This is a genomic window from Bradyrhizobium tropiciagri, from assembly GCF_018130505.1.
GTDB classification, from domain to species: domain Bacteria; phylum Pseudomonadota; class Alphaproteobacteria; order Rhizobiales; family Xanthobacteraceae; genus Bradyrhizobium; species Bradyrhizobium tropiciagri_B.
Window position 1 is genome coordinate 622,314 of the sequence record NZ_JAFCKH010000001.1, and the last position, 26,347, is coordinate 648,660.

Genomic DNA, 26,347 nt, shown 5'->3' on the forward strand with positions numbered 1-26,347 from the left:
AAGGAGGACGGAAGTGGCTTCTCTCCGCATCCCGCTTTCGCTTCTTCTGATATCCCTCGGTGCGATTGCCGCGGCGTGGTGGTGGCTGGCCATGCCGGTCAGTCTGGCGCGCGCACCGATCGATCCGAATGCCAAGCTGCAATGCATCTCGTACTCGCCCTTCCGCAACCATCAGACGTCATCGGCCGAGACGCAGGTGTCACGCGAACAGATCGCGGAGGATCTTACCGAGCTTGCCAGGATCACCGAATGCATCCGTATCTATGCGACCGATCTCGGTCTCGATCAGGTCCCCGACGTTGCGGCCGAGGTGGGGCTGAAAGTCATCCAGGGAATCTGGCTCAGCAAGGACCGGCAGAAGAACGCCGCGCAGATATCGACGGCCGTCCGCCTCGCCCGGCAATATCCGCAGACCATCATTGCGCTGGTGGTCGGCAACGAGGTGCTGCTGCACCGGGAAATGTCGGCGCCCGACCTTGCCGCCCTGATCCGTTCGGTGAAGGCGCAAGTAGCGGTGCCCGTCACCTATTCCGACGTCTGGGAGTATTGGCTGCGCTATCGCGAGCTTGAGAGCGCGGTCGATTTCGTCACCGTTCATATCCTGCCATATTGGGAGAACGTCCCGATCCCCGCGGAATCGGCCGCCGCCCACGTCGATGCCGTGCGCAGGCGGGTCGCGTCGGCTTTTCCGGGCAAGGAAATCCTGATCGGCGAGACCGGCTGGCCGAGCGAGGGACGGATGCGCGAGTCGGCGCTGCCGTCGCGCACCAACCAGGCCCGGGTGATCTCGGAGGTGCTCGAGCTGGCCCGGCGCGAGCATTTCCGCGTCAACCTGTTCGAAGCCTATGATGAATCGTGGAAGCATGAGTTCGAGGGCACGGTCGGCGGCTCCTGGGGCCTGTTCGATTCCGCAACGCGTATGCCGAAATATCCGCCCGGCGTCCCCGTCAGCAATTTTCCGTCCTGGAAGCTGCAGATGGCCAGCGGGATGGCGCTGGCGATCCTGGCGTTTGCCGCGGCATGGCTGACCTCGCGGCGCAAGCCTTGGCAACCCGGTCTGGCCGCATGGGTTGCGGTGGCAGTATCGGCAACTATGGCCGGAATCCTGTTCGGGGTGACCGTCCAGAAGATGGTCCATGAAAGCTACGGAACGGGCAACTGGCTGCTGTGGGGCACACTTCTGGTGGCGGCGACCGCTTCCCCCGTGTTCGGCGCCAGCGCCTTGATGTCGGGGCGCGCGCCGCCCGCATTTCTGGAATTGGTGGGTCCGGAGGACGGCCGGACGCCTTCGCTGCTCGCGGCCGTGCACGGATTGCTCTGGATCGTCATCGTCGTCATCGCCACGCAGACTGCGCTCGGCTTCGTGTTCGACCCGCGCGAGAAGGATTTTCCCTACGCGGCCCTCACCATGGCGGCTGTCCCGTTTGCCGCGATGACGCTGCTCAACCGCCCCAGGAAAGCCAGCCGCCCTGTGGCGGAATCGTTGTTCGCCGCTGTGTTCCTCATCGCTGCTGTCTATACCGGGCTCAGCGAAGGGCTGGAGAACTGGCAATCGTTGTGGACGTGTGCCGCCTACCTGCTGCTTGCGCTGACGCTGTCGCGGGCGCGTGTCTGAACGCGTTGGGCATCCGCTCAGCTCGTCCCGCTCAGCGCGCGCACGGCTTCGTCGACGCTGCGGAAGACGTGGTCCCTCGGCAGCACATCATAGAGGCCGAAGCGCTCGAAGGCGTCCTGGGCGCGGGTCGATTCCAGCCGTGCCACCGCCACCGTCACGTCCTGCTCGCGGCACTCGCGGAATAGATCGTGCAACGCCTGCGCCGCCGTGAAATCGATCTCGATCACGCCGCTGGCCTCGATCACGAGCAGGCGCGGCTTCGGCGCCCTGCCGATCGCCTTGAGCACGGCGCCGTGAAAACCTTCGGCGTTGAGGAACGACAGCGGCGCCTGCAGCCCGACCACGGCGATGCCGGCCTTGCGCTCGCCGGTGACGTGCGAACTCGCCGGCCACCAGATCGTGGTGCCGGGCACGTGCACGAACTCGACGAGGCCTCCCCGCGTCGTGGTCCAGATGCCGTGCAGCAGCGACAGCGCGATGCCGACGGCGACGCCTTGCTCGATCGGCAGCACGATGATCGCCGCCGCCGTCGCCACCACCAGCAGGAATTCGTAGAACGACTGCCGGAAGATCTTCAGGATCTGCGTCACGCGGATGATGCGCAGCGCCACGAACAAAAGCACGCCGCCGAGCGCGGCATCCGGCACGTGCTGCAGCAGGGTCGCGCCGAACGCCAGCAGCGCGAGCACGATCGCCGCCGCGAACAGTCCGGCAAGCTGGCTGCGCCCGCCGGTCTCCGACACGATCCCGGTGCGCGGCGGCGAGGCGTTGACCGGGAAGGCGCCGAACAGGCCGGAGAGCACACTGCCGGCGCCGGCGCCGAGGAAATCGCGGTCGACATCGGCCGGCTTGTCCGGGTCCGACAGGAACGAGCGCGTCGTCGCCGCGGTCTGCACCATCACGACGACGGCGATCAAGAGCGCCAGCGACAGCAGCTTGACCCATCGCTCCGGCGCGAGGTCGGGAAGCGACGGCGTCGGCAGTGTCGCGGGCACGGCGCCGACCACCTTGACGCCCTTGCTTTCGAGATGGCCGGCGATCACCGCGAGCGTCGCGGCGACGAGGCCGATCAGCGCACCCGGGATCCGCGCGCTGATCTTCTCCGCGCCGGCGACCAGCGCCAGCACGCCGAGGCCGATCGCGACCGTATAGGGATTGGTCTGGCCGATATTTCCAGCGAGCACCCCGAGCTTGTAGAGCGTCGGGCCGGCCGGCGCGGTCAGGCCGAGCACGCCGGGCAGCTGCGAGACCAGGATGTGCACGGAGATGCCGGCGAGGAAGCCGACCGTCACCGGCGTAGACAGCAAATTGGCGACCCAGCCCAGCCTGAACAGGCTGCCCGCGATCATGATGGCGCCGACCAACAGCGCCAGTGCCATCGCCTGCGCCTGATAGTCGGGTGAGCCTGCGGTTGCCATCAAGGCCAGCCCGCCGGCGAAGATCGGCGTGATGGTGGAGTCGGCGCCGCAGGACAGGAAGCGGTTGGCGCCGAACATCGCAAAGCCGATCGAGCCGGCGATGAAGGCGAAGAAGCCGATCTGCGGCGCGAAGCCGCCGAGCCGCGCCGTCGCCATCTGCTCGGGAATCGCGATCGCGGCTAGGGTCAATCCCGCGATCAGATCGCCCGGGAGACTGCTTGCGCGGAAGCCGGCGAGCGAGCGGAAGACCGGCCAGTTGGCGCGTGTCGGTTGGTCCTGGCCCATTGCTCCGGCTCTCCTCACGTCTGCTCGGGGAAATAGTCCGACATCACGCAGCCAAAAGCCAGCAGAGACACGAAGGTTTATCCCGCGTCATTGCGAGGAGCGAAGCGACGAAGCAATCCATCTATCCGCATATGCGGTGCGATGGATTGCTTCGCTTCGCTCGCAATGACGGGAGAGGGGCCGGCCCTATCCGATATTCTGCAGCGCCGGAAACGTCTCCAGCAGCCAGACGCTGACGCTCGACACCGCGCCGGTCAGAAAGCCGATGCCGGTGATCACCATCAGCACGCCCATTGCCCGCTCGACGGTGTCGAGATGGCGCTTCATCCGCGCGAACAGCGAGGAGAAATGCTTGATCATGAAGGCCGCGAGCAGGAAGGGGATGCCGAGCCCGGCGGAATAGACCGCGAGCAGGCCGGCGCCTTTGGTCACCGTGGCCTCGGCGGCCGCGATCGACAGGATCGCGGCGAGGATCGGGCCGATGCACGGCGTCCAGCCGAACGCGAATGCCAGGCCCATGACATAGGCGCCCCACAGCCCGACCGGCTTCGGCGCAGTCATTCGTCCCTCGCGCATCAAAAGGCCGATCCGGGTGATGCCGAGGAAGTGCAGGCCCATGATGATGATGACGATGCCGGCCAGGATCGACAACTCGGCCGACCACGCCCGCACCAGGCCGCCGACGAACGACGCGCTGGCGCCGAGCGCCACGAACACGGTGGAGAAGCCGAGCACGAACATCAGTGCCGCCGTCATTACCGCGCGCTTGGACGCGGGGCTGGCGCCGTCCTGGTTGACCTGCTCGATGGTCGCGCCGGTCAGATAGATCAGATAGGGCGGCACCAGCGGCAGCACGCAGGGCGACAGGAAACTGACAAGTCCGGCAACCAGGGCCGCCGGGATCGAGACGTCGTGCATCAATGAACCTTCGTGGGTAACTGTCCTGTCATGGCGTCTACGCCCTAAACAATCCAGAAGTTTCGTCGCCGGCGCATTCAACTATGGTCACAGGCCCGTGTGCGGGGGTGCCGCGTTCCCATCCACCGCTGTCATCGCCCGGCTCGACCGGGCGATCCAGTACGCCGCAGCCTCTCGGCTCTATCACTGCCGCCTCTGGAATACTGGATCACCCGGTCAAGCCGGGTGATGACACCGCGTTGTTGCGGCAGGGGACGCCGGCGGGGAAAGGCTGTGCCTCCTCACCGTCGGGGCGTGGAGCGCGGCATCTCGAACTCGCGGCCCCTGATCCGCACCAGATCGTCGGCGGAATGCGTCAGCAGCACCACTGTCGCCTCGCGCGCCGCCTCGGCATCGCCGGCGGCGATCGCGTCGAGCACGGCGCGGTGCTCGATCAGGGCGCGCGGTCGATGCGAGCCGGGGGCCGCGATCGTAAAGCTCTGGCGCAGGGTGATCTCGAACATCTGCGCGATCGGCCAGAAGAACTCGTTGCGGGTGGCGAAATAGATCGACTGGTGGAAGGCGATGTCGGCGGCGACGAACGCCTCGTTGGTGGTGGCCGCATCCATCCCGTCGCAGCCGGCGCGGATGCGCGCGATGTCCTCTTCGCCGGCATGAATAGCGGCCAGCGCCGCCGCGCCCGGCTCGACCGCGGTGCGCAGCTGGAACAGCTTTGCCAGATAGCGATCTATGTCGGCGGTCTCGAGATGCCAGCGCAGCACGTCCGGATCGAGCTGGTTCCACTGCTCGGGCGGACGCACCCGCGTGCCGCTCTTCGGCCGCGATTCGATCAGGCCCTTGCCGGTGAGGGTGCGCATCGCCTCGCGCACCACGGTGCGGCTGACGTCCATCATCTGGCAGATCTGCATTTCCGGCGGCAGCGCCTCGCCGACGCCGATCTCGCCGCGTACGATACTGCTGCCGACGCGGTCGGTGACCTGGCTGTGCACATTGCGATGCAACGCGCTGGATGTCTGGAACATCGGGGCCTCACTGCGGTTGAAGCGTGCATCGCGGTCATTGCACGATCCGGTTGCACCGTTGCGCAACCGCGTTGCGCGCCCTTGCGCAACATGCTTCGTTTTGTCATACATTATGACAACAAAACTGCCAAGCTCGCTGCGTCAACGCGCGGGCGACAACGATCCATGAGCCAGCCGTCCCCGGGGAGGAGCAACATGACGACCAAGCGCGTGAGCCGCCGTATTGTCTTGCAGTCGTCGGCCGCAGCGGGCGCGTGGCTCGCCGCCACCCCCGCGTTGATCGGACGCGCAGAGGCCGCGGTGATGAAGATGCGCTGCTCGTCGTCGCTGCCCAACGATCCGAAATACGCCAACGGCCGCGTCTACTACGACAACCTCGTCAAGCAGCTCAAAGCAGGCGGGCTCGGCGGCCAGATCGACCTCACGTTCTTCCCGGACAACCAGCTCGGCCAGGAGATCGACGTTATCAACTCGGTGAAGCTCGGCGTCATCGACCTGATGGTGTCGGGCTCGTCGATCTCGGCCAACCTCGTGCCGCTGGTCGGCACCTTCGACCTCGGCTACCTCTTCACCAGCTTCCAGCAGCAGACCAAGGCGTTCGACGCCGGCGCGGCGAAGCCGATCGAGGATGCGCTGCTCAAGGGCGGAAACATCCGCATCATCGCCTGGGCCTATAACTTCGGCGCCCGCAGCGTGCTGGCGAAGAAGCCGGTGAAGACGCCGGAGGATCTCGCCGGTCTTAAGATCCGCACACTGCCCAATCCGATCATCACCGAATGCCTGCGCCTGATGGGCGCAGCGGCGACGCCGCTGGCGTTCGGCGAGATCTATACCGCGCTGCAGGCCGGCGTGCTCGACGGCCTCGAGCACGATCCGCCGACCATTCTGGCCAGCAAGTTCTACGAAACCTCGAAGCACTATGCGCTGACCCAGCACATCTTCTCGCCGCTCGCTGTTTATTTCAGCGAGACCACCTTCAACCGCATGGACCCCAAGCTGCGCGAGGGTTTCCTCGATGCCGCGAAGAAGGCCGCGGCCGACACCAGGGCGCATGGCCTTGCGGTCGAGAAGGAGGCGCAGGCGGCGCTGGTCGAGAAGGGCGTCACCGTGGTCGAATGCGACAAGGAGGCGTTCCGCAAGCGCGTGCTGCCGCAGACCGACAATTTCATCAAGGCGCGGCCCGAGGCGAAGGCCGTGATCGACATGATCCGCGCCACCCAGGCCTGAGCCGATGTCAGTCGCCGCAGTCGCCGAAAGCCGCAGCGGCTATCGGATCACGGCGCCGCTCGTCGCCGTCAGCGATGCGATCGCCGCGATCCTGCTCGCCGCCGATCTCGTCGTGGTCTGCGTCTCGGTGCTGGCCCGCTTCCTGTTCAATGCGCCGGTCGAGTGGTCCGACGACGTCGCCCGCGGCCTGATGGTCGGGTCGAGCTTCTTCGGCGCGGCGAGCGCGCTGGCGCGCAGCGAGAACCTCGGCGTCGCCTTCTTCGTCGACATGCTGCCGTCGGGCGTGAGGCGGGTCGTCGACGCCCTCGGCGCGCTGCTCGTCACCATCATCTCCGCCTATGTCGCCTTCAATGCGCTGAAGATGGGCTGGCTGACCACCGGCCAGACCTCCGGCTCCGGCCTGCCGCTGGAATGGACCTTCTATCCGATGGGCGTCGGCGCGGCGTTCATGGCGGTGTTCGCGCTCGAGATATTCTGCGGCCGTTCGCTGCGCGACATGATCGCGGGCATCGTCGCCACGGCGGTCATCGCCGGGCTTTATCTGGCCTCGGATGCGCTGGCGCCGGACTCGGTGCCGTCATCCCAAGTGTTGATGCTGGTCGGTTTCTTCCTCACGCTGTTCGGCGGCCTGCCAATCGGGTTCGCGCTGGCGCTGGCGGCGCTGATTTTCATCTGGGTGGAAGGCACGCTGCCCGGCGTGATCTTCGCCCAGCAGATGGCGCGCGGCATCGACAATTTCGTGCTGCTGGCGATCCCGTTCTTCATCCTGGTCGGCTACTTGATGGAAGCCAACGGCATGTCGGTGCGGTTGATCGAACTGCTGCAGCGCGCGGTCGGAAAGATGCGCGGCGGGCTCAACGTCGTGATGGTGCTGTCGATGGTGCTGTTCTCCGGCATCTCGGGCTCGAAGATGGCCGATGTTGCCGCGGTCGGCTCGGTCCTGATTCCGGCGGCGCGGCGCTCGCGACAGAATCCGGGCGGGGCGGTGGCGCTGCTCGCGGCCTCCGCCGTGATGGCGGAGACAATTCCGCCGTGCATCAATCTGATCATCCTCGGCTTCGTCGCCAATCTCTCGATCGGCGGGCTATTCGTCGCCGGCATGCTGCCGGCCGCGCTGATGGCACTGGCGCTGATCGCGGTGTCAATCATCTTCGGCAAGCGTCCCGCGACGATCGGCGAGGCCGAGCCGCGCGCGGCCGTCTCCGGCCTGTGGACCGGCGCGATCGCCTCGTTCGGGCTGATCTTCATGATCTTCTTCGGCTTCAAGAGCGGTTTCGCCACTGCGACCGAGATCTCCGCCTTCGCCGCGGTCTATGCGATCGCGGTCGGCAGCCTCCTGTTCCGCGAACTCGGCGTGAAGAGTCTTGCGCACTGCTTCGTGCAATCGGCAACGCGGTCGGGCCTCGTGCTGTTCATCGTCGCGGCGGCGCAGTCGCTCGCCTTCATCCTGACGCTGCAGCAGGTGCCGCATGAGGTCGGCGACTTCATGCTGGCGATCTCGGGCAGCCACGGCGTCTGGCTGTTCATGCTGCTGTCGATCGTGGTGCTGGTGGTGATGGGCTCGGTGCTCGAAGGCGCCGCGGCGCTGATCATCTTCGGGCCGCTGCTGCTGCCGGTCGCGGTGAAGCTCGGCATCGATCCGCTTCATTTCGGGGTCGTGCTGGTGATCTCGATGGGGCTCGGGCTCTTTGCGCCACCGCTTGGTCTCGGGCTCTATGGCGCCTGTCTGATCGGCAACGTGCCGATCGAGCAGACCATCAAGCCGATCATGGGCTATCTCGGCCTGCTGCTGCTGTGTCTGCTGGTGATCGCCTTCGTGCCGTTCATCAGCACCGCGTTGCCACATGCGATGGGCTATTAAGGGACACAGATCGTGAAAGTGTTGCTCGCCCATACCCCGCAAATGCGCCGCGACTATTACGGCGAGCGCAGCCTGGCCGGCTTGCGCGCGGTCGCCGACGTCAAGCTGCATGATGGCGAGGAAGCCCTCGATGCTGCCGCGCTGGTCAAGGCCGCTGAAGGCGCCGACATTATCGTCGCCGACCGCATGACCGCGGGCCCCGGCGAGATATTCCCGCGCCTGCCAAAGCTGCGCGCCTTCGTGCGCTGCGCGGTCGACATCCGCAACGTCGATGTCGCCGCGGCCTCCGCTGTCGGCGTGCTGGTGACGCGGGCGAGCCCCGGCTTCGTGCAATCGGTCGCCGAGCTCGCGCTCGGCTTCATGGTCGATTTGTCGCGCGGCGTCTCGCGCGCCACCGCCGATTATCACGCCGGAAAGGCGCCCGAAATCGTGATGGGCCGGCAGTTGGCCGGCAGCACGATCGGCATCATCGGCTATGGCAGCATCGGACGTTATCTTGCCGGCATCGCGAAGGTGCTCGGGATGGAGGTGCTGGTCGCCGATCCCTTCGTTACGATCGACGACGCGGCGATCCGGCATTTGCCGCTCGACGATCTGCTGGCACGGGCGGACTACGTCGTCTGCCTTGCGATCGCCAACGAGCAGACCGAGAACCTGATCGGGCAGGCAGCGCTGGCGCGGATGCAGCAGCACGCCGTGTTCATCAACCTGTCACGCGGCAATCTCGTCGATGAGACCGCGCTCGCCGCGGCGCTTCGCGAGGGACGTATCGCCGGTGCCGCCCTCGACGTCGGCCGCGCTCCGGACCAGATGCCGTCGCCGGAGCTCGCAAAACTGCCCAATGTGATCGCGACGCCGCATGTCGGCGGATTGACACCGCAGGCGATCGAGCACCAATCGTCGGAGACGGTGCGCCAGGTCGCGAAGATCATCGCCGGCGAAATTCCCGTTGGTGCTGTGAATGCCGACCAATGGACGCGGCAGCCATGAGCGCACGACATCCATCAATTCCGCAGATGCGGCTGGACAAGCCGTTCGCATCCAGCTCAAACTCGACCCCACCAAACCGCGGTCCCTGAGCCGCGGACAGAAAATGAACGGACGTCCCGCAGCTAACGACGGGCGCCTCAAGAGGGAGTGCATCACATGGCCATTTCACGCCGTGACGTCTTGTTGGGCAGCGCCGGCGCACTCGGCGCCGCATCTTTCTCCTTCCCAGCCCCCGCCATCGCACAGTCGGAACCGATCAAGATCGGCTGCCTCGCCGCCATCACCGGCCCGAGCTCGGCGCCGACGGTCGGCTTCAACCGCGGCGTCAATTTCGCGGTCGACGCCATCAATAATGCGGGTGGGGTGAAGGGCCGCAAGATCGAGATCGTGATGCGCGACACCCAGGGCGATCCGACCAAGGCGGTCAACGCCACCCAGGAACTGATCAGCCAGGCCAAGGTGCACGCGATGTGGGGGCCGCTGAATTCCGGCGAGGCGCTGGCCACGACGCCGATCATGGCGCGCGCCAAGATGCCGGACCTGCACCCCTGCGTGGTCGAAAGCCTGATCGATCCGGTCAAGTTTCCGAACGCGTTCCGCATTGCGCCGTCAAACAACCAGTGGGACGACGCGGTGCGCAACTATTGCTTGAAGATCCTCAAAGTGAAGAAGGTCGCCGTGATCGGCGACACCACCGGCTATGGCGTCACCGCGGTCGGCGCCTCTGTCGCGGCATTCAAGAAGGACGGCGCCGAGGTGGTCTATCAGGCAAATGTCGATGCGACCCAGCCCGACATGACGCCGGACATGCTACGCGCCAAGAATGCCGGCGCCGAGGCGATCATCGTGTGGAGCGTCTCGACCGGCATGGAGGCGCGCATGTTCAACACCCGCGCCACGATGAACTGGGACGTGCCCTTCGTCGGCCATCCGTCGATGGCCTCGGGCGAACTCGCCAGCCTCGTCGCCAAGCCGGAGAACTGGAAGAAGGTCTACGCGATCGGTTACAAGAGCTGCAGCTACGACAGCGCCGGCAAGCTGCCGCCGAAGAGCGAAGACCTCGTCGCGCGCCTTGCCAAGGCCAACGTCGCGCTGAACGACACGCTGCTGTGGTGGGTCGCCGGCGGCATGGACTGCATCGAATTGATCGCCAAGGCGGTGGCGGAAAGCGGCTCGACCAGCAGCGCCGACATCATCAAGTATTGGAACACGCTGTCGAGCTATCCCGGCTATTTCGGCAATTATCGTTTCTCGCCGACCGAGCATAACGGCTACCTGACCGAGGAGATCGTGATGTCGGAGGCCTCTACGGCGAAGAACGGCACCTTCGCGCTCGCGCCGGGATACAGTTGAGCCAAAGGCGAGGGCGCAATCGATGCTCGCTTCGATCCTTGCCTCGGGCCTTGCCGCCGGCGCGATCTACGCGCTGGTCGGCGTCACCTACAACACGATGTTCTCGACCTCGCGGGTGATGAGCTTCACCGCCGGCCAGCTCGCGATGCTGGGCGGCGTGTTCGGCTCGATGTTCACGCTGAAGCTGGGCCTGCCGATCATTGCCGGTTTCGCGCTGACGCTGGTGTGCTGCGCGATCATCGGCATCATCACCGAGTTCGTCGCGGTGCGGCCGGTGCTGAAAAGCCTCGACCAGCACCTTTACGTGCTCTCGACCCTGGCCGTCGCGCTGATGATCCAGCAGATCACGGCGATCAAATGGGGCACCGAGCCGCAGCCGTTCCCGCGCATCGTCGGCTGGGGCGAGGGCGTCTGGGACGAGAAATTCTGGCTGCCGGTCGTGGCCTGCGCGGTCACGATTCTCGGCCTCGAATATCTCTACCGCCGCACCCTGGTCGGCCGCGCCTTTCTCGCCATCGCCGAGGATAATTTTGCGGCGCGGGCGCTCGGCCTTCCCGAACGCAATCTGCGGGTCGCGAGCTATGCGCTCGCCGGCGTGGTCGGCGGCATCGCCGGATATTCCGGCGGCCAGCTGCTGCTCGCCTTCTTCGCCAACGGCGCGCTGTTGAATTTCTACGGCTTCGTGCCGGTGGCGCTGGGCGGGCTCGGCAATAACAGAGGCGCGATCATCGGCGGGCTGGCGCTCGGCCTGTTCCAGCAGGCCGCGAACTTCCTGGTCGGCGGCATCTTCTCCTCGGTCGCGGTGTTCACGCTGTTCATCGTGGTGCTGCTTGCCGCGCCGCAGGGGCTGTTCGGCGCCTCGACCGCGCGGAGGGTGTGATGACCGCGGTCACCGACACCCCGTCCCGCACCGACAGCGGCGCATGGCGCGCCGCGCTGCCACATGTCGCGCCGTTCCTCGGCATCCTCGCGGCGGCGTTTCTGCTGCCGTTCGTCAGCAACGACTATTGGGTGCTGATCGGCACCCGCGCGGCGATCTACTGGGTGCTGGTCTCCGGCCTCAATCTGGTGGTCGGCTTCGCCGGCCATCTCGCGATCGGCTATGTCGCGCTGCTGACGCTCGGGGCCTACGCCACCAGCGTATTGGTTGCGGGCAATGTCATGCCGGCGCTTCCGGTCTTCGTGGCATTGCCGATCGCCGCCTGCATCGGCGCGATCTTCGGCGTCATCGTCGGCCTGCCGGCGCTGCGGCTGCGCACGTTCTATTTCGCGATGTCGACGCTGGGCTTTGCCACCATCGTGACCCAGATCGCGCTGGCCTGGCAGAGCGTCACCGGCGGCGGCATCGGCATCGCCGGTCCGGAATTCCCGGCGCCGTTCAACACGCCATGGGGCTTCTATGGCCTGTGCATCGCATTCGCCGCCGTCACCACCTGGATGAGCGCCAACATCGCGCGCAGCCGCTTCGGCCGCGCGCTGATCGCGGTGCGCGACGCCGAGGTCGCGGCCGAGGCGAGCGGCATCTCCAAGCCGAAGATGCTGATCGCGATCTTCCTGTTCGCCGGTGCGCTGGCCGCGATCGCGGGCGGACTGTTCGCGACGCTGCAGACCTACATCACGCCGGACGCCTTCACTTTCGACCTCTCGGTGCTGTTCTTCATCGCGATCCTGATCGGCGGCCGCGGCTCGATCCTCGGGCCGATGCTCGGCACCATCATTCTGACCATCCTGCCGGAGATCGCGGCCCCGCTGGCGGCATGGTCGACCTTCCTCTACGCGGTGCTGCTGCTGGTGATCGTGCTGGCGATGCCGGGCGGCATCGCGGCACTGCTTGATTTCCGCAACCGACGTCCGCTCGCCAGCAACCGCGCCATCGTGCCGCGCCCGGCGGCGCTCGCCGACATCGTGCGCCGGCGCGACGGCGGCAAGGCGCTGCAGCTGCGCGACATCGCGCTCAGCTTCGGCAACGTGAAGGCGATCGATGGCCTCGATCTCGACGTCGCGCCCGGCCAGATCCATGGCTTGATCGGGCCGAACGGCAGCGGCAAGACCACGACGCTGAACGTGATCTCCGGCTACTACGCCGCCAAGGCCGGCAGCATGACGCTCGGCGGCGAGGCGCTGCCGGCGGGGCAGCCGGTGCTGCGCGCGGTGCGCGGCATCGCCCGCACCTTCCAGACGCCGCGGGTGATCGGCGAGGCCTCGGTGCTGCAGAACGTCATGATCGGCGGTTCGATCGAGGGCAGGGCGACATTCGCGGAGGCGATGCTGGCGCTGCCGCGCAACGGCGCGGACGAGCGCCAACTGGCCGACAAGGCCCGTGCACTGCTCGCGGTCGTCGGCCTCGAGGCGCTTGCCGAGGTCCGCGCCGACCGCCTGCAGCACAGTGAACTGCGCTTTATCGAGATCGCGCGGGCGCTGATGCTCGATCCGGATTTCCTGCTGCTCGACGAGCCCGCCGCGGGCCTCTCCAATGACGAGATCGAGCGGCTCGCCACGCTGATCAAGGCGGTCTGCGGCCGCGGCACCGGCGTGCTGCTGGTCGAGCATCATGCCGACCTGATCTTCGACATCTGCCATCAGGTCACCGTGCTCAACCTCGGCCGCACGCTGGCGGCGGGAACGCCGGCCGAGATCCGCGTACACAAGGAGGTCGTCAGTGCTTACCTCGGCGGCTGAACCTCTGCTCTCGGTGAGCGCGCTGGAATCCGGCTACGGCAAGATCCGCGTGCTGCACGGTATCGACATCAGGATCGCAGCCGGCGAGGTGGTGGCGTTGCTCGGTCCCAACGGCGCCGGCAAGACCACGCTGTTGCGCGCGATGTCGGGACTGCTGCCGGTCAACGCCGGACAGGTCCGCTTCGACGGCCGCGACATGACCAACGCCACGCCGCGCGATGCGGCGCGCGCCGGCCTCGTGCATGTGATCGAGGGCCATCGCGTGTTCACGCAGATCTCGGTTAACGACAATCTCCTGCTCGCCGGCTACGACCTGCCGCGGGCCGAGCGCGCGGTGCGGGTCGAGGAGGCGCTGTCGTTCTTCCCCGAGATCGCCGAGAAGCGCAACGAGCGCGGCGGCGCGCTCTCCGGCGGGCAGCAGCAGATGCTGACGGTGGCACAGGGCCTGGTGCGCCGGCCGCGGTTGCTGATGCTCGACGAACCGTCTGCCGGCTTGTCGCCGGTGCTGGTCGACCGCGTCCTCAACGTAATCGGCCGGCTGCGCCAGCAGGGAACCTCGGTCCTGCTGGTCGAGCAGCTGCTGGAAAAAGCGCTGGCATCGGCCGATCGCGTCTACGCGCTGGTGCAGGGCGCGATCGCGCTGGAGGCGCCGACCAGCGAGAGCGATCTGCCGCACCGGCTCGAGCGCGCTTATTTCGGCCACGAAAGTCATGCATTGCAGACGTGACCGTTACAACTTGCATGCTCGGCGGGCCCTCGTCCGCAACTTAGGATCGGACGAAATTGACGCCGCTGCAGCGTCGCAATCTGCGCGTGCGTCATAAAATGGCACGACAGATGCAGCTAGCTTTGCTAAGATTCGTTGGGTTACCCGATTGTTCTCGCGTTGGTTTTAAGGCTTGTTGCGGTTGCCTGCGTCTGCGCTCTCTTCACGAGGCCTACGATGCAATGTCTGCGTTGCGGTTGTCAGAACAAGGCGACCAATGAGTATTGCGAAGGTTGCGGGGCCTCTCTCGGAATTGCGTGTGAAGCTTGCGGCCACCTGAACGGAACGAGCAGTCGCTTCTGCGGCAGATGCGGTGCTGCGCTGGTCACGGCGATCGACGCGAGCCACGGCCAGCCGTCACATGAGCGTGCACTGAGGAGCCTGCACGCCAAGGGTGGCGAGCGTAAGCACCTCACGATCCTGTTCGCCGACATCAGCAACTCGACCGGCCTCATCGACAGCCTCGGCGATCCTGAGCTGGGCATGCGGCGCTTGCAGCCGGTGCTCGACCTCATGAACGAGGCCGTCCATCGCTACGGCGGTGTCGTCAACAAGGCGCAGGGCGACGGCGTCATGGCGATGTTCGGCGCGCCGCAGCCCCATGAGGATCACGCCGTTCGCGGCTGTCTCGCGGCACTGGCTATGCAGGATGACGTCAAGCGGTTGCATGACGTCGATCTGCAGATCCGTGTCGGCGTCCACACCGGCGAGGTGGTATTTCAGGCCATCGAGCACGGCATCTATCAGACTTATGACGCGGCCGGCGCCAACGTGCACCTCGCCAGCCGCTTGGAACAGCTTGCCGAGCCCGGGACCATCCTGGTCTCGCGGGAGACCTATGCGATCGCCAAGCAGTTCGTGGAGGTGGAGCCGCTCGGCGAGCATACCATTCGCGGGCTAGCGGCGCCGGTCGAGGTGTTCAAGCTGCGCGGTCTGCAGCACGCGCCGTCGAGCGGCGTATTCCGCACCGGACGGCGGCTCAGTCCGCTGACCGGGCGCGCCGACGAGTTTGGCGCCCTGACGGCCGAACTCGAGAGCACGAGGAAGGGTGATGGCCGGGTGGTCGGCGTCGTCGGCGAGGCCGGCATCGGAAAGAGCCGCCTTTGTTTTGAATTTGCCGAAAGTTGTCGCGGCAGGGGCATCCGGGTTTTCGAAGCCCGCGTGCTCGCGCATGGCCGCGCAACGCCGTTCCAGCCGGTGCTGGCGTTGTTCCGCGATATCTTCGGCCTGCGCATCAAGGAGGAGACGCCGGACGTGTCGCGGCGGCGGATCCTCGACCGGCTGGCCGGAATGCCGGTGTCCGACCATCTGGCGCCGGTGCTGCTGGAATTCCTCGGTCTCGCCGATCCGCACCAGCCGGCACCGAAGCTGGATCCCAAGGCGCGCAAGACCCAGTTGCTCAACTTCGTCGGCGAGCTTGTGCGCTCGGCGCCGCGCGACAACGTAACGGTTGTGCTGATCGACGATCTGCACTGGATTGATGCGGCCAGCGAGGAGTTCGTGGAGGCGCTTGCCGACGCGGTGGTCGGCACCACGACCATGCTGCTGGTCAATTTCAGGGCCGGATTTACCGCACCGCTGATGCAGCGCTCGCACTATCGGCAGATCAACATGGCGCCGCTCGAACCCGCGGAGGCGCAATCGATCCTGCGGGACCATTTCGGCACCGATCCGTCACTGGCGCTGCTGAGCAGGAATATCGTCGAGCGCGCGCATGGCAATCCGTTCTTCCTCGAAGAGCTGATGAACGCCCTTGTCGAGCGCGGCGATTTCGAGGGCGAGAAGGGCGCCTATCGGCTGAAGGGCGGCATCGACACGATCCCGCTTCCGACCACGGTGCAGGCGGTGGTCGCGGCGCGCATCGATCGCCTCGACGAGCGCGCGAAACGCGCCCTCGAGGTTGCGTCGGTCGCCGGGCGCGAGATTTCGTTGGCAGTTCTCGATGCCGTTGCCGGACTGGTGCAGGCCGAATTGCTGGAAGCCGTCGGACATCTGCGGCGGGCCGAGCTGCTCTATGACGTGCCTCCGTTCGAGCAGCGGCTGATCGCATTCCGTCATCCGCTGATCCAGGAAGTCGCCTACCTGTCGCTGCTGCACGAGCGGCGGCGCGAACTGCACGCGGCCGTCGCCCAGGCAATCGAGCGGCTGTTCAAGGACCGCGCCGAGGAACGGGCGTCGCTGCTCGCGTATCATTGGGAGCATGCCGGCGAGCATCTGAAGGCGGCGCAGCAGCACATGCGCGCGGCGGTTTGGGTCGGTGCGAATGATCCCAGCCAGGCCTTGCGGAGCTGGAAGAAGGTGCGTGAGCTCTTGATGCACCAGCCTCCGTCGCAGATGACGGATTATCTCAAGATGATGGCCTGCGGCCAGATCGTGAATTTCGGCTGGCGCGAGGGAATTCCCGCCGCGGATGCGCAGGTCTATTTCGAGGAGGCCCGCGGCATTGCGCTTGCAATCGGCGACCTGCGCGCCAACACGCTGATCCACGCCGCCTACGGCCGGATATTGGCGAATGGCGGCTCGGCGGACGAGTATGTCGATCGGGTGCGGGAGGCCAAGGCGCTCGCCGATACCAGCACCGATACAAGCGTGCAGGTGACGCTGAAAGCCGTGCTCTGTCATGCGCTGCGGCTCTCGGGCCGCATGTCGGATGCGCTGGAGATGAATCAGGAAGCGGCCGCGCGCGCCTCAGAGATCGTGAAGTCGGACCGCGAGACGCTCGGCTTCGACGTCGAGATCTGGCTGACGGCGATGCGCGGGCAGACGCTCGTGATGCTGGGGCGCGGGTCCGAAGCGCGGCCGCTGCTCGACCGCGTGCTTCAGCTCGATGGCAGTCAGGTCGACGCCATCCACTACGTCATTCCAAGTCTCGCCTATGTCGATCTCGCCTGGGCCGAAGGCGACGTCGGACTCGCGCAACATCATGCCGATCGTGCCTTCTCGCTCGCCGTGAAGAGCGGCAGCCCGTATTTGCGCGTCTATGCCCAGGCCAGCCGCGGCCTGTCCCATATGGTGGCGGGCCGTATCTCCGCGTCGATCGAGGATCTGCTGGCGGCGCTCGACTTCGCGCGGTCGCGCAAGGCCGGGCTCGAGAACGAAGCGCGGATCCTGGCGGATCTGGCGAACGCGTATCGCCAGAAGGGTGATACGGCGGCGGCGCTGTCCGCTGTCGATGAGGCGATCGCAGTTGCGGTCGAGCGCCATGCGCGGATCCCGGAATGCTTGGCTCGGGCCGTTCGCGCCGATCTGTTGTTGCGGTCCGACAGCGGCGAGGAGGTCGCCGAGGGGGAGAAGGAATTGGACTGCGCGACCGCGCTGCTGCGTGAGACCGGCGCGATGATATTCGCGCCCTTCGTCGGCGCCGCGGGCAAGACGGTCAAATCTATACGAAGTTCGCACGAGGCCAACAACAGTTGATGTATTGCAGGACTGGAAGGTGTCCTTCCGCGCCGTGAAGTCTGGAAGCCAAATCGAATTACGCACGCAAGCCGTTCTGATCTCGCACCGGATGATCTCATGTTGTTCGCGAACACCATCGGCGAACCGCTCGGCAAGGGTATCGCCCGCACCCGCAGGGACGAGCTGCTTTGCGAGATCCTGACTGATTTCAGGTGCGCGTTTCCGGAACTGCGCTTCGAACTCGACGAAGCAAGCACCACCGTCAACGCCCAGGCGTTCATTCGCGGCAACGACCGCATCATTCGGCTCTACGGCGGGTTGGCCTACCACGTCGCGATCGACACCGACGGGCTGGTGTTCACTCTGCTTCATGAGGTCGGACATCATCTGTCGAAAGGCGGACGGCTCGCCGCCAATGCCGAGCTCGGTTGCGAGTGCGCGGCGGACCGCTGGGTTCTGACCAAGGGCATGGTCCAACTCCGGAAGCGCACCGGGCGGTCGATCTCGATCGAACGGGCTGTCGCAAGCGTTGAGAACATTACGCCTGCAGCCTGCGGCGCGACGGCCCGCAAGCGCGGCCCGAACGTGTGCTGGGCCGATCATTGGCCGCGGCGCAAGCGTGCACTCTTTCGACCGGACTCCGCGCCGGCAATTCCGCGGTGTTATCTGTCTGAATTTTTACGCGTGGGTCAATTTGCAAAAGGGAGACGATAAATGGGTGCTCTACTTCCGGTCGGCAGCGGTCCCGATGCTGAAATCGTGGACAGGCTGAATGAGCTGTTCAGCGGTACGGAGCTGGCGTCGCTTCGCCGGCACAACAAGAAGGAAAAGCTGTTCGACGCGAGCCACCGGCTCTGGCGCGTGGCGTTTCGCATCGGCGCCTACCCGAGCAGGGACTACGGGAGCGACGACGCCAAGCGGAAATGGTCTTTCTTCCTTCATCATGTGCTGCCTCAGGACACGCAGGACGCGATCAAGCGGATCCTGAGCGATGCGATGACCCGAACCGCGATCAAGGCGGTGAAGTTCTCGGTCGAGGAAAACAGCCATACGCATCAGCCGCATCTGTTTCCAAGTAACAGCGAGCCGCTTGCGCACTATCTGAACACGGCCGGCAATACCTATCTGGTCCATCTGGTCGTGAGCGGTCCGATGGACGACAGTGCGGAGGATCCGCCTGACGACAACGATACCGATAGTGGTGAGCAGCCGATCAGCTGGCCGAAGCTCGAGCTTCGCAGGCCCGCCTTCAGGCGGACCAAGTCGGGTCGCGGCAAGCCGTCTGCCAGCAAGAAGGCCGGCAGCAAGAAGAAGGCGGGCAAAAAGGCAGCCAAGCGGCCGCGCAAGCGTTGACGAGGCGATCACGGCGGTCGATTGTTGGGGCAGGGGTCGGCGGATACGTCGACCCCTCTGTCTCCAGGTCGCCTGTCTCCAAGTCGTCGTGACATCCGGCTGGCGGCAGCGCTTGCTGCCGGCCGCCCGAAGTCCGCCACGGCGCCGTCACAGCCTGTTCCGTTGCGGAGAGAATGCTGCGTCCGATGCGACTTCCCTTCTTCTACGGCTGGATCATCGTCGCGGTGACGTTCGTCACGATGGCGATCGGCGTCAACGCGCGGACGGCATTCTCGCTGTTCTATCCGCCCATCATCACCGAGTTCGGCTGGGAGCGCGGCGTCACCGCCGGTGCGTTCTCGTTCGGCTTCGTGGCCTCGGCGATCGCGAGCCCCTTGATCGGAAAGTTGATGGACCGCGGCGGGCCGCGCGCGGTGATGGAGCTCGGCGTCGTGCTGATGGCCTCGGGGCTGCTGCTGGCGCCGCTGACCACGCAGCCCTGGCACCTTTACCTCACGATCGGCGTGCTGGTCGGCTCCGGCAGCGTCTGCCTCGGCTATTCGGGCCAGTCGCTGTTCGTGCCGAACTGGTTCATCCGCCGCCGCGGCCTTGCGATCGGGCTCGCCTTCGCCGGCGTCGGCCTCGGCTCGGTGACCTTGCTGCCATGGGTGCAGCACATGATCGAGCAGACCAGCTGGCGCACCTCCTGCACCGCGATGGGCATCATCGTGCTCGTCGTGCTCGCGCCGATCAATCTGCTGCTGCACAAGCGGCCGGAGGACATCGGCCTGCGGCCGGACGGCGATGCCGCTCCATCGGCGACATCGGCAAAGCCTGCATCAAACATCGTCGATCCGGTCTGGGTCGCCACCGACTGGACACTGCCGCGCGCGCTGCGCACCGCGCGGTTCTGGTGGATCGCGGTCGGCTATTTCTGTGGCCTGTACATCTGGTACGCGGTGCAGGTGCACCAGACCAAATTCCTGCTCGATATCGGCTTCAGTTCCAATGTCAGCGTCTGGGCGCTCGGCATCGTCAGCATGATCGGCATCCCCGGCCAGATCTGGCTCGGCCATCTCTCCGATCGGATCGGCCGCGAATGGGTGTGGGCGATCTCCTGCTTCGGCTTCGTCATCTGCTTCGCCGCGCTGGTCGCGCTGAAATACTGGCCGGTGATGCCTCTGGTCTGGCTGATGGTGCTCACGCAGGGCGCGCTCGGCTACGGCCTCACCTCCGTGATGGGGCCCGTCGTGCTGGAGATCTTCCAGGGCAAGCACTACGGCAGCATTTTCGGCACCGTGATGCTCGCCGCGCTCGCCGGCGGCGCCGCGGGACCGTGGGTGACCGGCCAGCTCTACGACATGTCGGGCAGCTACACGAGCGCCTTCACGCTCGGGATCGCCGCCAGCCTGCTGTCGGCATTCGCGATCTGGCAGGCCTCGCCCGGCAAGGTCCGCGCCGTCGCCGGACAGATGCACAAGATCGAGCGGACGGCTTGAGAACTACTGAGAGGACGAACCGGCGATCGCGCGCTGCAGGTCGGTGATCGCGCGCAGGAAGCTGTCGGCCGGCGTGGTCTCCGGATCGATCAGGCGGTGCAGGCGGAAACCGTCTTCCAGCGCCAGCACGATGGCGCCGGTCCATTCCGGATTGAGCGCGGCGTCGCGTCCGCCGTTCTTCGCCGTGGCGGTGACGATGTCGGAGATCAGCTTGCGCCGCGCGCGCAGGCGCTTGGCGAGTTCGGGCCGGCGCTTCTCGGCGCGCGCGACGAACAGGATCATCTCCATGTGCAGCAGCGGCGAGCGGCCGAGCGGATCCTGCTGGCTGCGATCCATGGTGCGGAGCGCCTCGAGGAAATCGGCGAGGTTCTTGTGCTTCGCGAGCAGATCGAGACATCGCTTGACCGATTGCTCGACGTGATCCTCGAGCATCGCGATGATCAGCTCTTCCTTGCTCTTGAAGTTCGAATAGAAGGCGCCGCGCGTGAAGCCGGCCGCGGCCGCGATCGCCTCGATGCTGGCGCCACCGGTTCCCTGTTCCTCGAACACCTGCGCCGCCGCCTCGAACAGCTTCTCGCAGGTATCGTCCCGTGTCGGCCTGGTTCGAACCCTTGACATCGGCGCATTTTAGGGCAAAATGCAACTCGATACAAGAGTGTATCGAGTTGCGCGCCGACGGAGTTTGCCGACCGCGCCGACCGATGCTGAAATGACCGGACCGTCGAGTCCGGCCCCGAGGATGACACCAAGGCGCGCCAGGGTGCAGGCACCGGCGCAGCGAGCGAACGAGGTCACCATGAACGAGCACGTTCAGTCGACGAGCAGCGAGCCGCTTTTCAATCCGCTGGCGCCCGAATTCATTCGCAATCCCTATCCGCATTACCAGCGGCTCCGCACCATGGACCCGATGCACCTCAATGCGCACGGTGCCTTCGTTGCGAGCCGGCACGCCGAGGTCAGCCTCGTGCTGCGCGACAAGCGCTTCGGCAAGGACTACATCGACCGCACCATCCGCCGCTACGGCCCGAAGATCATGGAGGAGCCGGTCTTCCGCAGCATGAGCCACTGGATGCTGCAGCAGGATCCGCCGGATCACACCCGCCTGCGCGGCCTGGTGGTCAAGGCCTTCACCGCGCGCCGGGTCGAGGACATGCGCCCGCGCATCCAGCAGATCGTCGACGAGACGCTCGATCGCATCATCCCGCAGGGCAGGATGGACCTGATCGAGGATTTCGCCTTCCGCCTGCCGGTCACCATCATCTGCGACATGCTCGGGATTCCAGAGGAGCATCGCGAGGCCTTCTACAACGGCTCGCGCGATGGCGGGCGCCTGCTCGATCCGGTGCCGCTGACGGCCGAGGAGATCAAGCAGGGCAACGCGGGCAACGCGATGGCCGCGATGTACTTCCACCAGCTGTTCGAGCTGCGGCGCAAGCAGCCCGGCGACGACCTCACCACCCAGCTGGTGCAGGCCGAGGAAGATGGCCAGAAGCTCACCAACGAGGAGCTGACGGCCAACATCATCCTGCTGTTCGGCGCCGGCCACGAGACCACCGTGAACCTGATCGGCAACGGCCTGCTGGCGCTGCATCGCAATCCGGACCAGCTCGCGCTGCTCAAGGCCAATCCCGGCCTGATCACCAACGCGATCGAGGAATTCCTGCGTTACGACTCCTCGGTGCAGCTCACCGGCCGCGTCGCGCTCGAGGATATCGAGGATCTCGGCGGCAAGCGGATTCCGAAGGGCGAAACGGTGCTGTGCCTGCTCGGCTCCGCCAATCACGACCCGGCGGTCTATCCCGATCATCCCGAAAAGCTCGATATCGAGCGGCCGAATGTGAGGCCGCTGTCGTTCGGCGGCGGCATCCATTTCTGCCTCGGCGCCCAGCTGGCGCGGATCGAGGCGGAAATCGCGATCTCGACCCTGCTGCGCCGGATTCCGGACCTGCGGCTCGATGACGCTGCCAATCCGGAGTGGCGGCCGACCTTCGTGCTGCGCGGCCTGAAGCGGCTGCCCGCGAGCTGGTGATTTCCAGGCGTCGGTCCGGCGCCACCCGGCACGTTAACGAGCCTGAGGGAAACCTGCGTCTCGCCTGAAGTTACGGCGGTAAAGCGCTGTGACTTCGCCATACTTGTCTCTATTATATGAGCTGTTCCGGCGTTCGGCGTATGAGGTCGCCGCGGAGCGGGCTCAAAGGAGACACCGTGCAGACGACACTGCTCGGCCTGGCAATCGCCCTCATCCTTGCACTGGTCGCCGCGCTGGTCGGTCCGTTTTTCGTCGACTGGAACCAGTTCAGGCCGCAGTTCGAGGCAGAGGCGACGCGAATCATTGGTGCGCCAGTCCGGGTCGCCGGAAACCTCGACGCGCGCCTGCTTCCGGCGCCCTGGCTGCGGCTGAAGACCGTCACGATCGGCGGCGCCAACGACCTCGGCAAGGTCCGCGCCGCCAATCTCGACGTCGAGTTCAGCTTGGGCTCGCTGATGCGCGGCGAATGGCGCGCGACCGAACTCACCATCAACGGCGTCTCGCTCGATCTCGGGCTCGATCCGAAGGGGCGGGTCGACTGGCCGGTGTCGAGCGGGGCCTTCAGCCTTGCCTCGCTGGCGATCGACCGTCTCAACCTGACCGGCCGCATCGCGCTGCACGATGCGGCGAGCCGCAGCACGCTCGAGCTGAACGATATCGCCTTCAGTGGCGATGTCCGCTCGCTCGCCGGAGCGATCCGCGGCGACGGCAATTTCATGATGGGCGGCAACCGCTATCCGTTCCGGGTGTCGTCGGGGCAGGGACCGGACGGCAACGGCACCCGCGTGCATCTCAATATCGATCCCGGCCAGCGGCCGCTGTCGGCCGATCTCGATGGCGTGCTGAGCTTCGAGGCCCGTGCGCCGCGCTTCGAGGGAGCGGTGACGCTCGCCGGCGCGCCTGGCCAGCGCGGCGGCGACGATCCGCCGTGGCGGATCGCGGCCAAGGTGAAGGGGGACAATGCGGCGGCGCGCCTCGACCAGGTTGAGGTCAGCTATGGCGCCGAGGACCGTGCGCTGAAACTTACCGGCAGCGGCGATGTCCGTTTCGGCGCGACCCCGCTGCTGCGGGCTTCGCTGTCGGCGCGGCAGCTCGATGCCGACAAATTCGCTGCCAAGGATAGCGGCAAGGATACTGGCAAGGATACCGCCAAGGGCGGCACCGACGCCAATGCCGAGCCGGCGCGCGTGCTGCCGGCGTTGCGCGCGATGTTGTCAGGGGTGCCGGCAAGCCCGCTGCCGGCGCAGATCGAGCTGGCCTCGGAGCGGATCATGCTCGGCGGCCGTCCGTTGCAGGACATCTCGGCGGAGCTGCAGTCCGATGCGAAATCCTGGACGGTGCGCCGCCTGGAGTTTCGCGCGCCGGGTTCGACGCGGGTCTCGATGAGCGGCGCGAGCGCGCAGGGCGGCGCCGCGAACAGCTTCAAGACCGCGCTCAACATCGAATCGACTGATCCCGACGCACTGATGAGCTGGCTGCAGGGCCGCGGCGATGCCGCCTATCGCAGTCAGAAGCCGTTGCGGCTCCGCGGCGACGTCACGGTCTCGCCGGCCGGTTTTGCCATCGACGGCATGCGGGCGGAGATCGAGAGCGGAACGGTCGAAGGCCGCGTTGCCGTGGCGTACGGAGAGGTGGGCAAGGGATCGAAGCTCGACGCGCAGCTGAAGGCGGAGCGGCTCGACCTTGATGCAACCACGGCGCTGATCCGCTCGCTGGCCGGCCCGCAGGCCGAGTATCCCGACGAGGTCAAGCTGTCGCTCGATATCGGCCGCGCCGTCTCCGCGGGCCAGGAGCTGCGGCCGCTGCAGGCGAAGCTCGCCTACGGGGCGAAGGACATCGTGCTCGAGCGCGTGCGGATCGGTCAGCCCGACAACGTCACGCTCGACGGCAGCGGCAATTTCGACCGCGTCAATGCCACCGGCAGGCTGGCGATCGATGCGACGGCCGCATCGCTCGGCCGGATCGTCGCAATCGTGCAGCCGCTCGCGCCGTCGCTTGCGGCGCGGCTCGGCGTCCTCAAGGCCGATGCTGGTCCGGTTCGTGCCAAGCTTGCGCTCGATCTCGGCAAGGGCAAGGCCGCGGATCGCGCCACTGCGCAGGCGACGCTCGATCTCGATGCGCCGCAGCTCAAGGGACGCACGATGCTGTCGGCGACGCCGCCGGTCGCGGCGATCCGCGGGCTCGATTTCGATGCGCTCAGCCGCGGCGACGTCGTCGCCGAAGCGAAATTGTCGTCCGGCGACGGGACGGCCCTGCTGGCGCTGCTCGGGCTCGATCGCGTCATTGCATCGGGTGCCGGACCGATCCAGTTCGAAGGCAACCTGAACGGTGCATGGCGTGCGCCGTTGCGGGTGAAGGCCAGGCTGTGGGGCGCCGGCATCGATGCCGATGCCGAAGGCACCGCGGAGCCCTGGGCAAAGGACGCCAAATCGAGCGTCAGTCTCCGCGTCCGCAGCGCCGACGTCAGTCCGCTCGTGAACTTGAAATCACCCGACCCGGCCACCAACATCCGCCTGTCGTCGCGCGTCACGCTCGCAGGTGACAGGCTGACCTTCGACGATCTCGACAGCATCGTCGCCGGCTCGCGGCTGCGCGGGCGGCTGGCGCTGACGCTTGCCGATCAGAAGAGCGTGGAGGGCGAGATCGGCCTCGACCAGATCACGCTGGCGCCGGTGCTTGCGGCGGCGATCGGCGCGGCGGGTCCCGATCCCACGGTGCCGCTCGGCGCAGGCCTCACGTCGGGCTGGCGCGGCAAGGTGACGTTCGAGGCGCTGCACGGCCGGTTGCCTGGCGGCGCCGAGTTGCAGCCGATCAGCGGTGCGATCAGGTCTGACGGGCAGTCGCTCACCTTCGATGGCATCAAGGGCAAGATCGGAGGCGGCGATGCGACCGCCACCATCGATGCGCGCCAGGGCGCCAACGGACTTTCGATCAACGCGAATGTGCAGCTTGCGGGCGTCGACGGCTCGGCGCTGCGTTATCGCAGCCTCGCGCTACCCAAGGGGCGCGCCTCGGCGCAGATGACGCTGCTGGCGCAAGGCCGCAGCGCCTCGGCGCTGACCGGCGCGCTGTCCGGCAGCGGCACTGTGACGCTGGAGGGGATCAGCCTGTCGGGCCTCGATCCGCGCGCGTTCGGCGTTGCGATCCGCGCCAGCGATTCGGGACAGGCCACCGACGACACGCGGCTGCGACAGATTATCGAGCCGGTGCTGGCCGGCGGCGTGCTGTCGATCCCGACCGCGCAGATCCCGTTCAACATCCGCGACGGCCGCCTGCGCGTCGGTGCCACCACGCTGGCGGCCAATGGCGCCAATGTCGTCGTATCCGGCGGCTACGACATTCCGGCCGACCAGGCCGATATCCGCGCGGCTCTGTCATCGACTTCGATCGGCACGGCCAACAGCCGCCCCGAGATCCAGTTACTTGCGGTTGGCACGCCGGATGGTTTGAGCCGTAGCATCGACATCGCGGGGCTTTCGTCGTGGCTTGCGGTGCGTGCGATCGACCGCGAGACCAAGCGGCTCGATGCGATCGAGCGCGGCGAGCGGCCGCCGGAGGCGACGCCTGCGGCAATTCCGCAACCCGGCGAGCCTGCGCCCGAAGCGCCGGCGCCGGCGAAGCCGAAGGTGGTCGCGCCGCGTCCGCCGATCGCGCCGCCGGTCATTACGGCACCGGTCGCGCCGCCGGCACCGATCGCGAGCCAGCCGCAGGTTGCGCCATTGCCGCCGCCGATCGAGGTCAAGCCGGCGCCCGGCGCAGCGCCCAGGCCCAAGCCGCGGCCGCCTTTGTCGCTGACCCCGCAGGTCGCCAACCCGCCGCCGCGGCCGGCAATTCAGAATTGATTCATTGCGATCGCGCGCGAAGCGGATGCAGGTTCGCGTCGCGAAACGCGGCGGGGCCGCCGTCCGTCTTTCCGGATCATGTTTTGAGAAGGAAGTCTCTACTCAGACACGC

At 66.5% G+C, this 26,347-nt stretch carries 18 protein-coding genes; 14 read left to right on the forward strand and 4 right to left on the reverse strand.

What is annotated here, in order from left to right:
- Positions 1-91: 91 nt before the first annotated feature.
- Entirely contained in the window at positions 92-1,615 is a 1,524-nt protein-coding gene (locus tag JQ633_RS02825; protein WP_211982766.1) for a glycosyl hydrolase family 17 protein, read from the forward strand.
- 17 nt (positions 1,616-1,632) lie between these two features.
- Here the strand turns inward: JQ633_RS02825 and JQ633_RS02830 are convergent, their stop codons facing one another.
- The 3 genes from JQ633_RS02830 to JQ633_RS02840 all read right to left on the reverse strand — a co-directional run bounded on the left by JQ633_RS02830 (position 1,633) and on the right by JQ633_RS02840 (position 5,258).
- A complete protein-coding gene (locus tag JQ633_RS02830) occupies positions 1,633-3,318 on the reverse strand; it encodes a SulP family inorganic anion transporter (protein WP_211982091.1) in 1,686 nt (561 codons plus the stop codon).
- Positions 3,319-3,504: 186 nt separating this feature from the next.
- Positions 3,505-4,236 (reverse strand): cytochrome c biogenesis CcdA family protein, encoded by a 732-nt coding sequence (locus JQ633_RS02835; RefSeq protein ID WP_211982093.1) that lies wholly within the window; start codon positions 4,234-4,236, stop codon positions 3,505-3,507.
- A gap of 281 nt (positions 4,237-4,517) precedes the next feature.
- A complete protein-coding gene (locus tag JQ633_RS02840) occupies positions 4,518-5,258 on the reverse strand; it encodes a FadR/GntR family transcriptional regulator (protein WP_249158701.1) in 741 nt (246 codons plus the stop codon).
- Between the two features lie 195 nt (positions 5,259-5,453).
- On the opposite strand from JQ633_RS02840, the gene JQ633_RS02845 reads away from it, so the two are divergent.
- The 11 genes from JQ633_RS02845 (at position 5,454) to JQ633_RS02895 (ending at position 20,364) form a co-directional block, all read left to right on the forward strand.
- Complete coding sequence (locus tag JQ633_RS02845) at positions 5,454-6,485, forward strand: TRAP transporter substrate-binding protein (RefSeq protein ID WP_211982096.1); 1,032 nt, start codon at positions 5,454-5,456, stop codon at positions 6,483-6,485.
- 4 nt (positions 6,486-6,489) lie between these two features.
- Entirely contained in the window at positions 6,490-8,346 is a 1,857-nt protein-coding gene (locus JQ633_RS02850; protein ID WP_211982098.1) for a TRAP transporter large permease, read from the forward strand.
- Between the two features lie 12 nt (positions 8,347-8,358).
- Positions 8,359-9,336 (forward strand): NAD(P)-dependent oxidoreductase, encoded by a 978-nt coding sequence (locus tag JQ633_RS02855; protein WP_211982100.1) that lies wholly within the window; start codon positions 8,359-8,361, stop codon positions 9,334-9,336.
- Positions 9,337-9,492: 156 nt separating this feature from the next.
- Positions 9,493-10,689: an ABC transporter substrate-binding protein gene (locus JQ633_RS02860; RefSeq protein ID WP_211982102.1), complete on the forward strand. Its 1,197-nt coding sequence runs from the start codon at positions 9,493-9,495 to the stop codon at positions 10,687-10,689.
- Between the two features lie 22 nt (positions 10,690-10,711).
- The gene (locus JQ633_RS02865; RefSeq protein WP_211982110.1) at positions 10,712-11,569 is read left to right on the forward strand and encodes a branched-chain amino acid ABC transporter permease; all 858 of its coding nucleotides are present in this window, start codon (positions 10,712-10,714) and stop codon (positions 11,567-11,569) included.
- Entirely contained in the window at positions 11,569-13,368 is a 1,800-nt protein-coding gene (locus tag JQ633_RS02870; RefSeq protein WP_211982111.1) for a branched-chain amino acid ABC transporter ATP-binding protein/permease, read from the forward strand. The genes JQ633_RS02865 and JQ633_RS02870 overlap by 1 nt, the downstream gene beginning before the upstream one ends.
- Complete coding sequence (locus tag JQ633_RS02875) at positions 13,349-14,095, forward strand: ABC transporter ATP-binding protein (protein WP_211982113.1); 747 nt, start codon at positions 13,349-13,351, stop codon at positions 14,093-14,095. Before JQ633_RS02870 ends, JQ633_RS02875 begins: the two co-directional genes overlap by 20 nt.
- Before the next feature lie 216 nt (positions 14,096-14,311).
- Complete coding sequence (locus tag JQ633_RS02880; protein WP_211982115.1) at positions 14,312-17,551, forward strand: adenylate/guanylate cyclase domain-containing protein; 3,240 nt, start codon at positions 14,312-14,314, stop codon at positions 17,549-17,551.
- Between the two features lie 99 nt (positions 17,552-17,650).
- Complete coding sequence (locus tag JQ633_RS02885; RefSeq protein ID WP_249158703.1) at positions 17,651-18,247, forward strand: hypothetical protein; 597 nt, start codon at positions 17,651-17,653, stop codon at positions 18,245-18,247.
- The gene (locus tag JQ633_RS02890; RefSeq protein ID WP_211982117.1) at positions 18,248-18,886 is read left to right on the forward strand and encodes a hypothetical protein; all 639 of its coding nucleotides are present in this window, start codon (positions 18,248-18,250) and stop codon (positions 18,884-18,886) included.
- 185 nt (positions 18,887-19,071) lie between these two features.
- Positions 19,072-20,364 (forward strand): MFS transporter, encoded by a 1,293-nt coding sequence (locus tag JQ633_RS02895; protein WP_211982119.1) that lies wholly within the window; start codon positions 19,072-19,074, stop codon positions 20,362-20,364.
- A gap of 3 nt (positions 20,365-20,367) precedes the next feature.
- On the opposite strand, the gene JQ633_RS02900 is transcribed toward JQ633_RS02895, so the two are convergent.
- A complete protein-coding gene (locus JQ633_RS02900) occupies positions 20,368-20,982 on the reverse strand; it encodes a TetR/AcrR family transcriptional regulator (protein ID WP_211982121.1) in 615 nt (204 codons plus the stop codon).
- Between the two features lie 178 nt (positions 20,983-21,160).
- Here JQ633_RS02900 and JQ633_RS02905 point away from each other — a divergent pair, with 178 nt between their 5' ends.
- Together JQ633_RS02905 and JQ633_RS02910 are read left to right on the forward strand one after the other, a co-directional pair.
- Positions 21,161-22,393 (forward strand): cytochrome P450, encoded by a 1,233-nt coding sequence (locus tag JQ633_RS02905; protein ID WP_211982123.1) that lies wholly within the window; start codon positions 21,161-21,163, stop codon positions 22,391-22,393.
- A 176-nt stretch (positions 22,394-22,569) separates the two neighbouring features.
- Positions 22,570-26,235: an AsmA family protein gene (locus tag JQ633_RS02910; protein WP_211982125.1), complete on the forward strand. Its 3,666-nt coding sequence runs from the start codon at positions 22,570-22,572 to the stop codon at positions 26,233-26,235.
- Positions 26,236-26,347 lie beyond the last annotated feature (112 nt).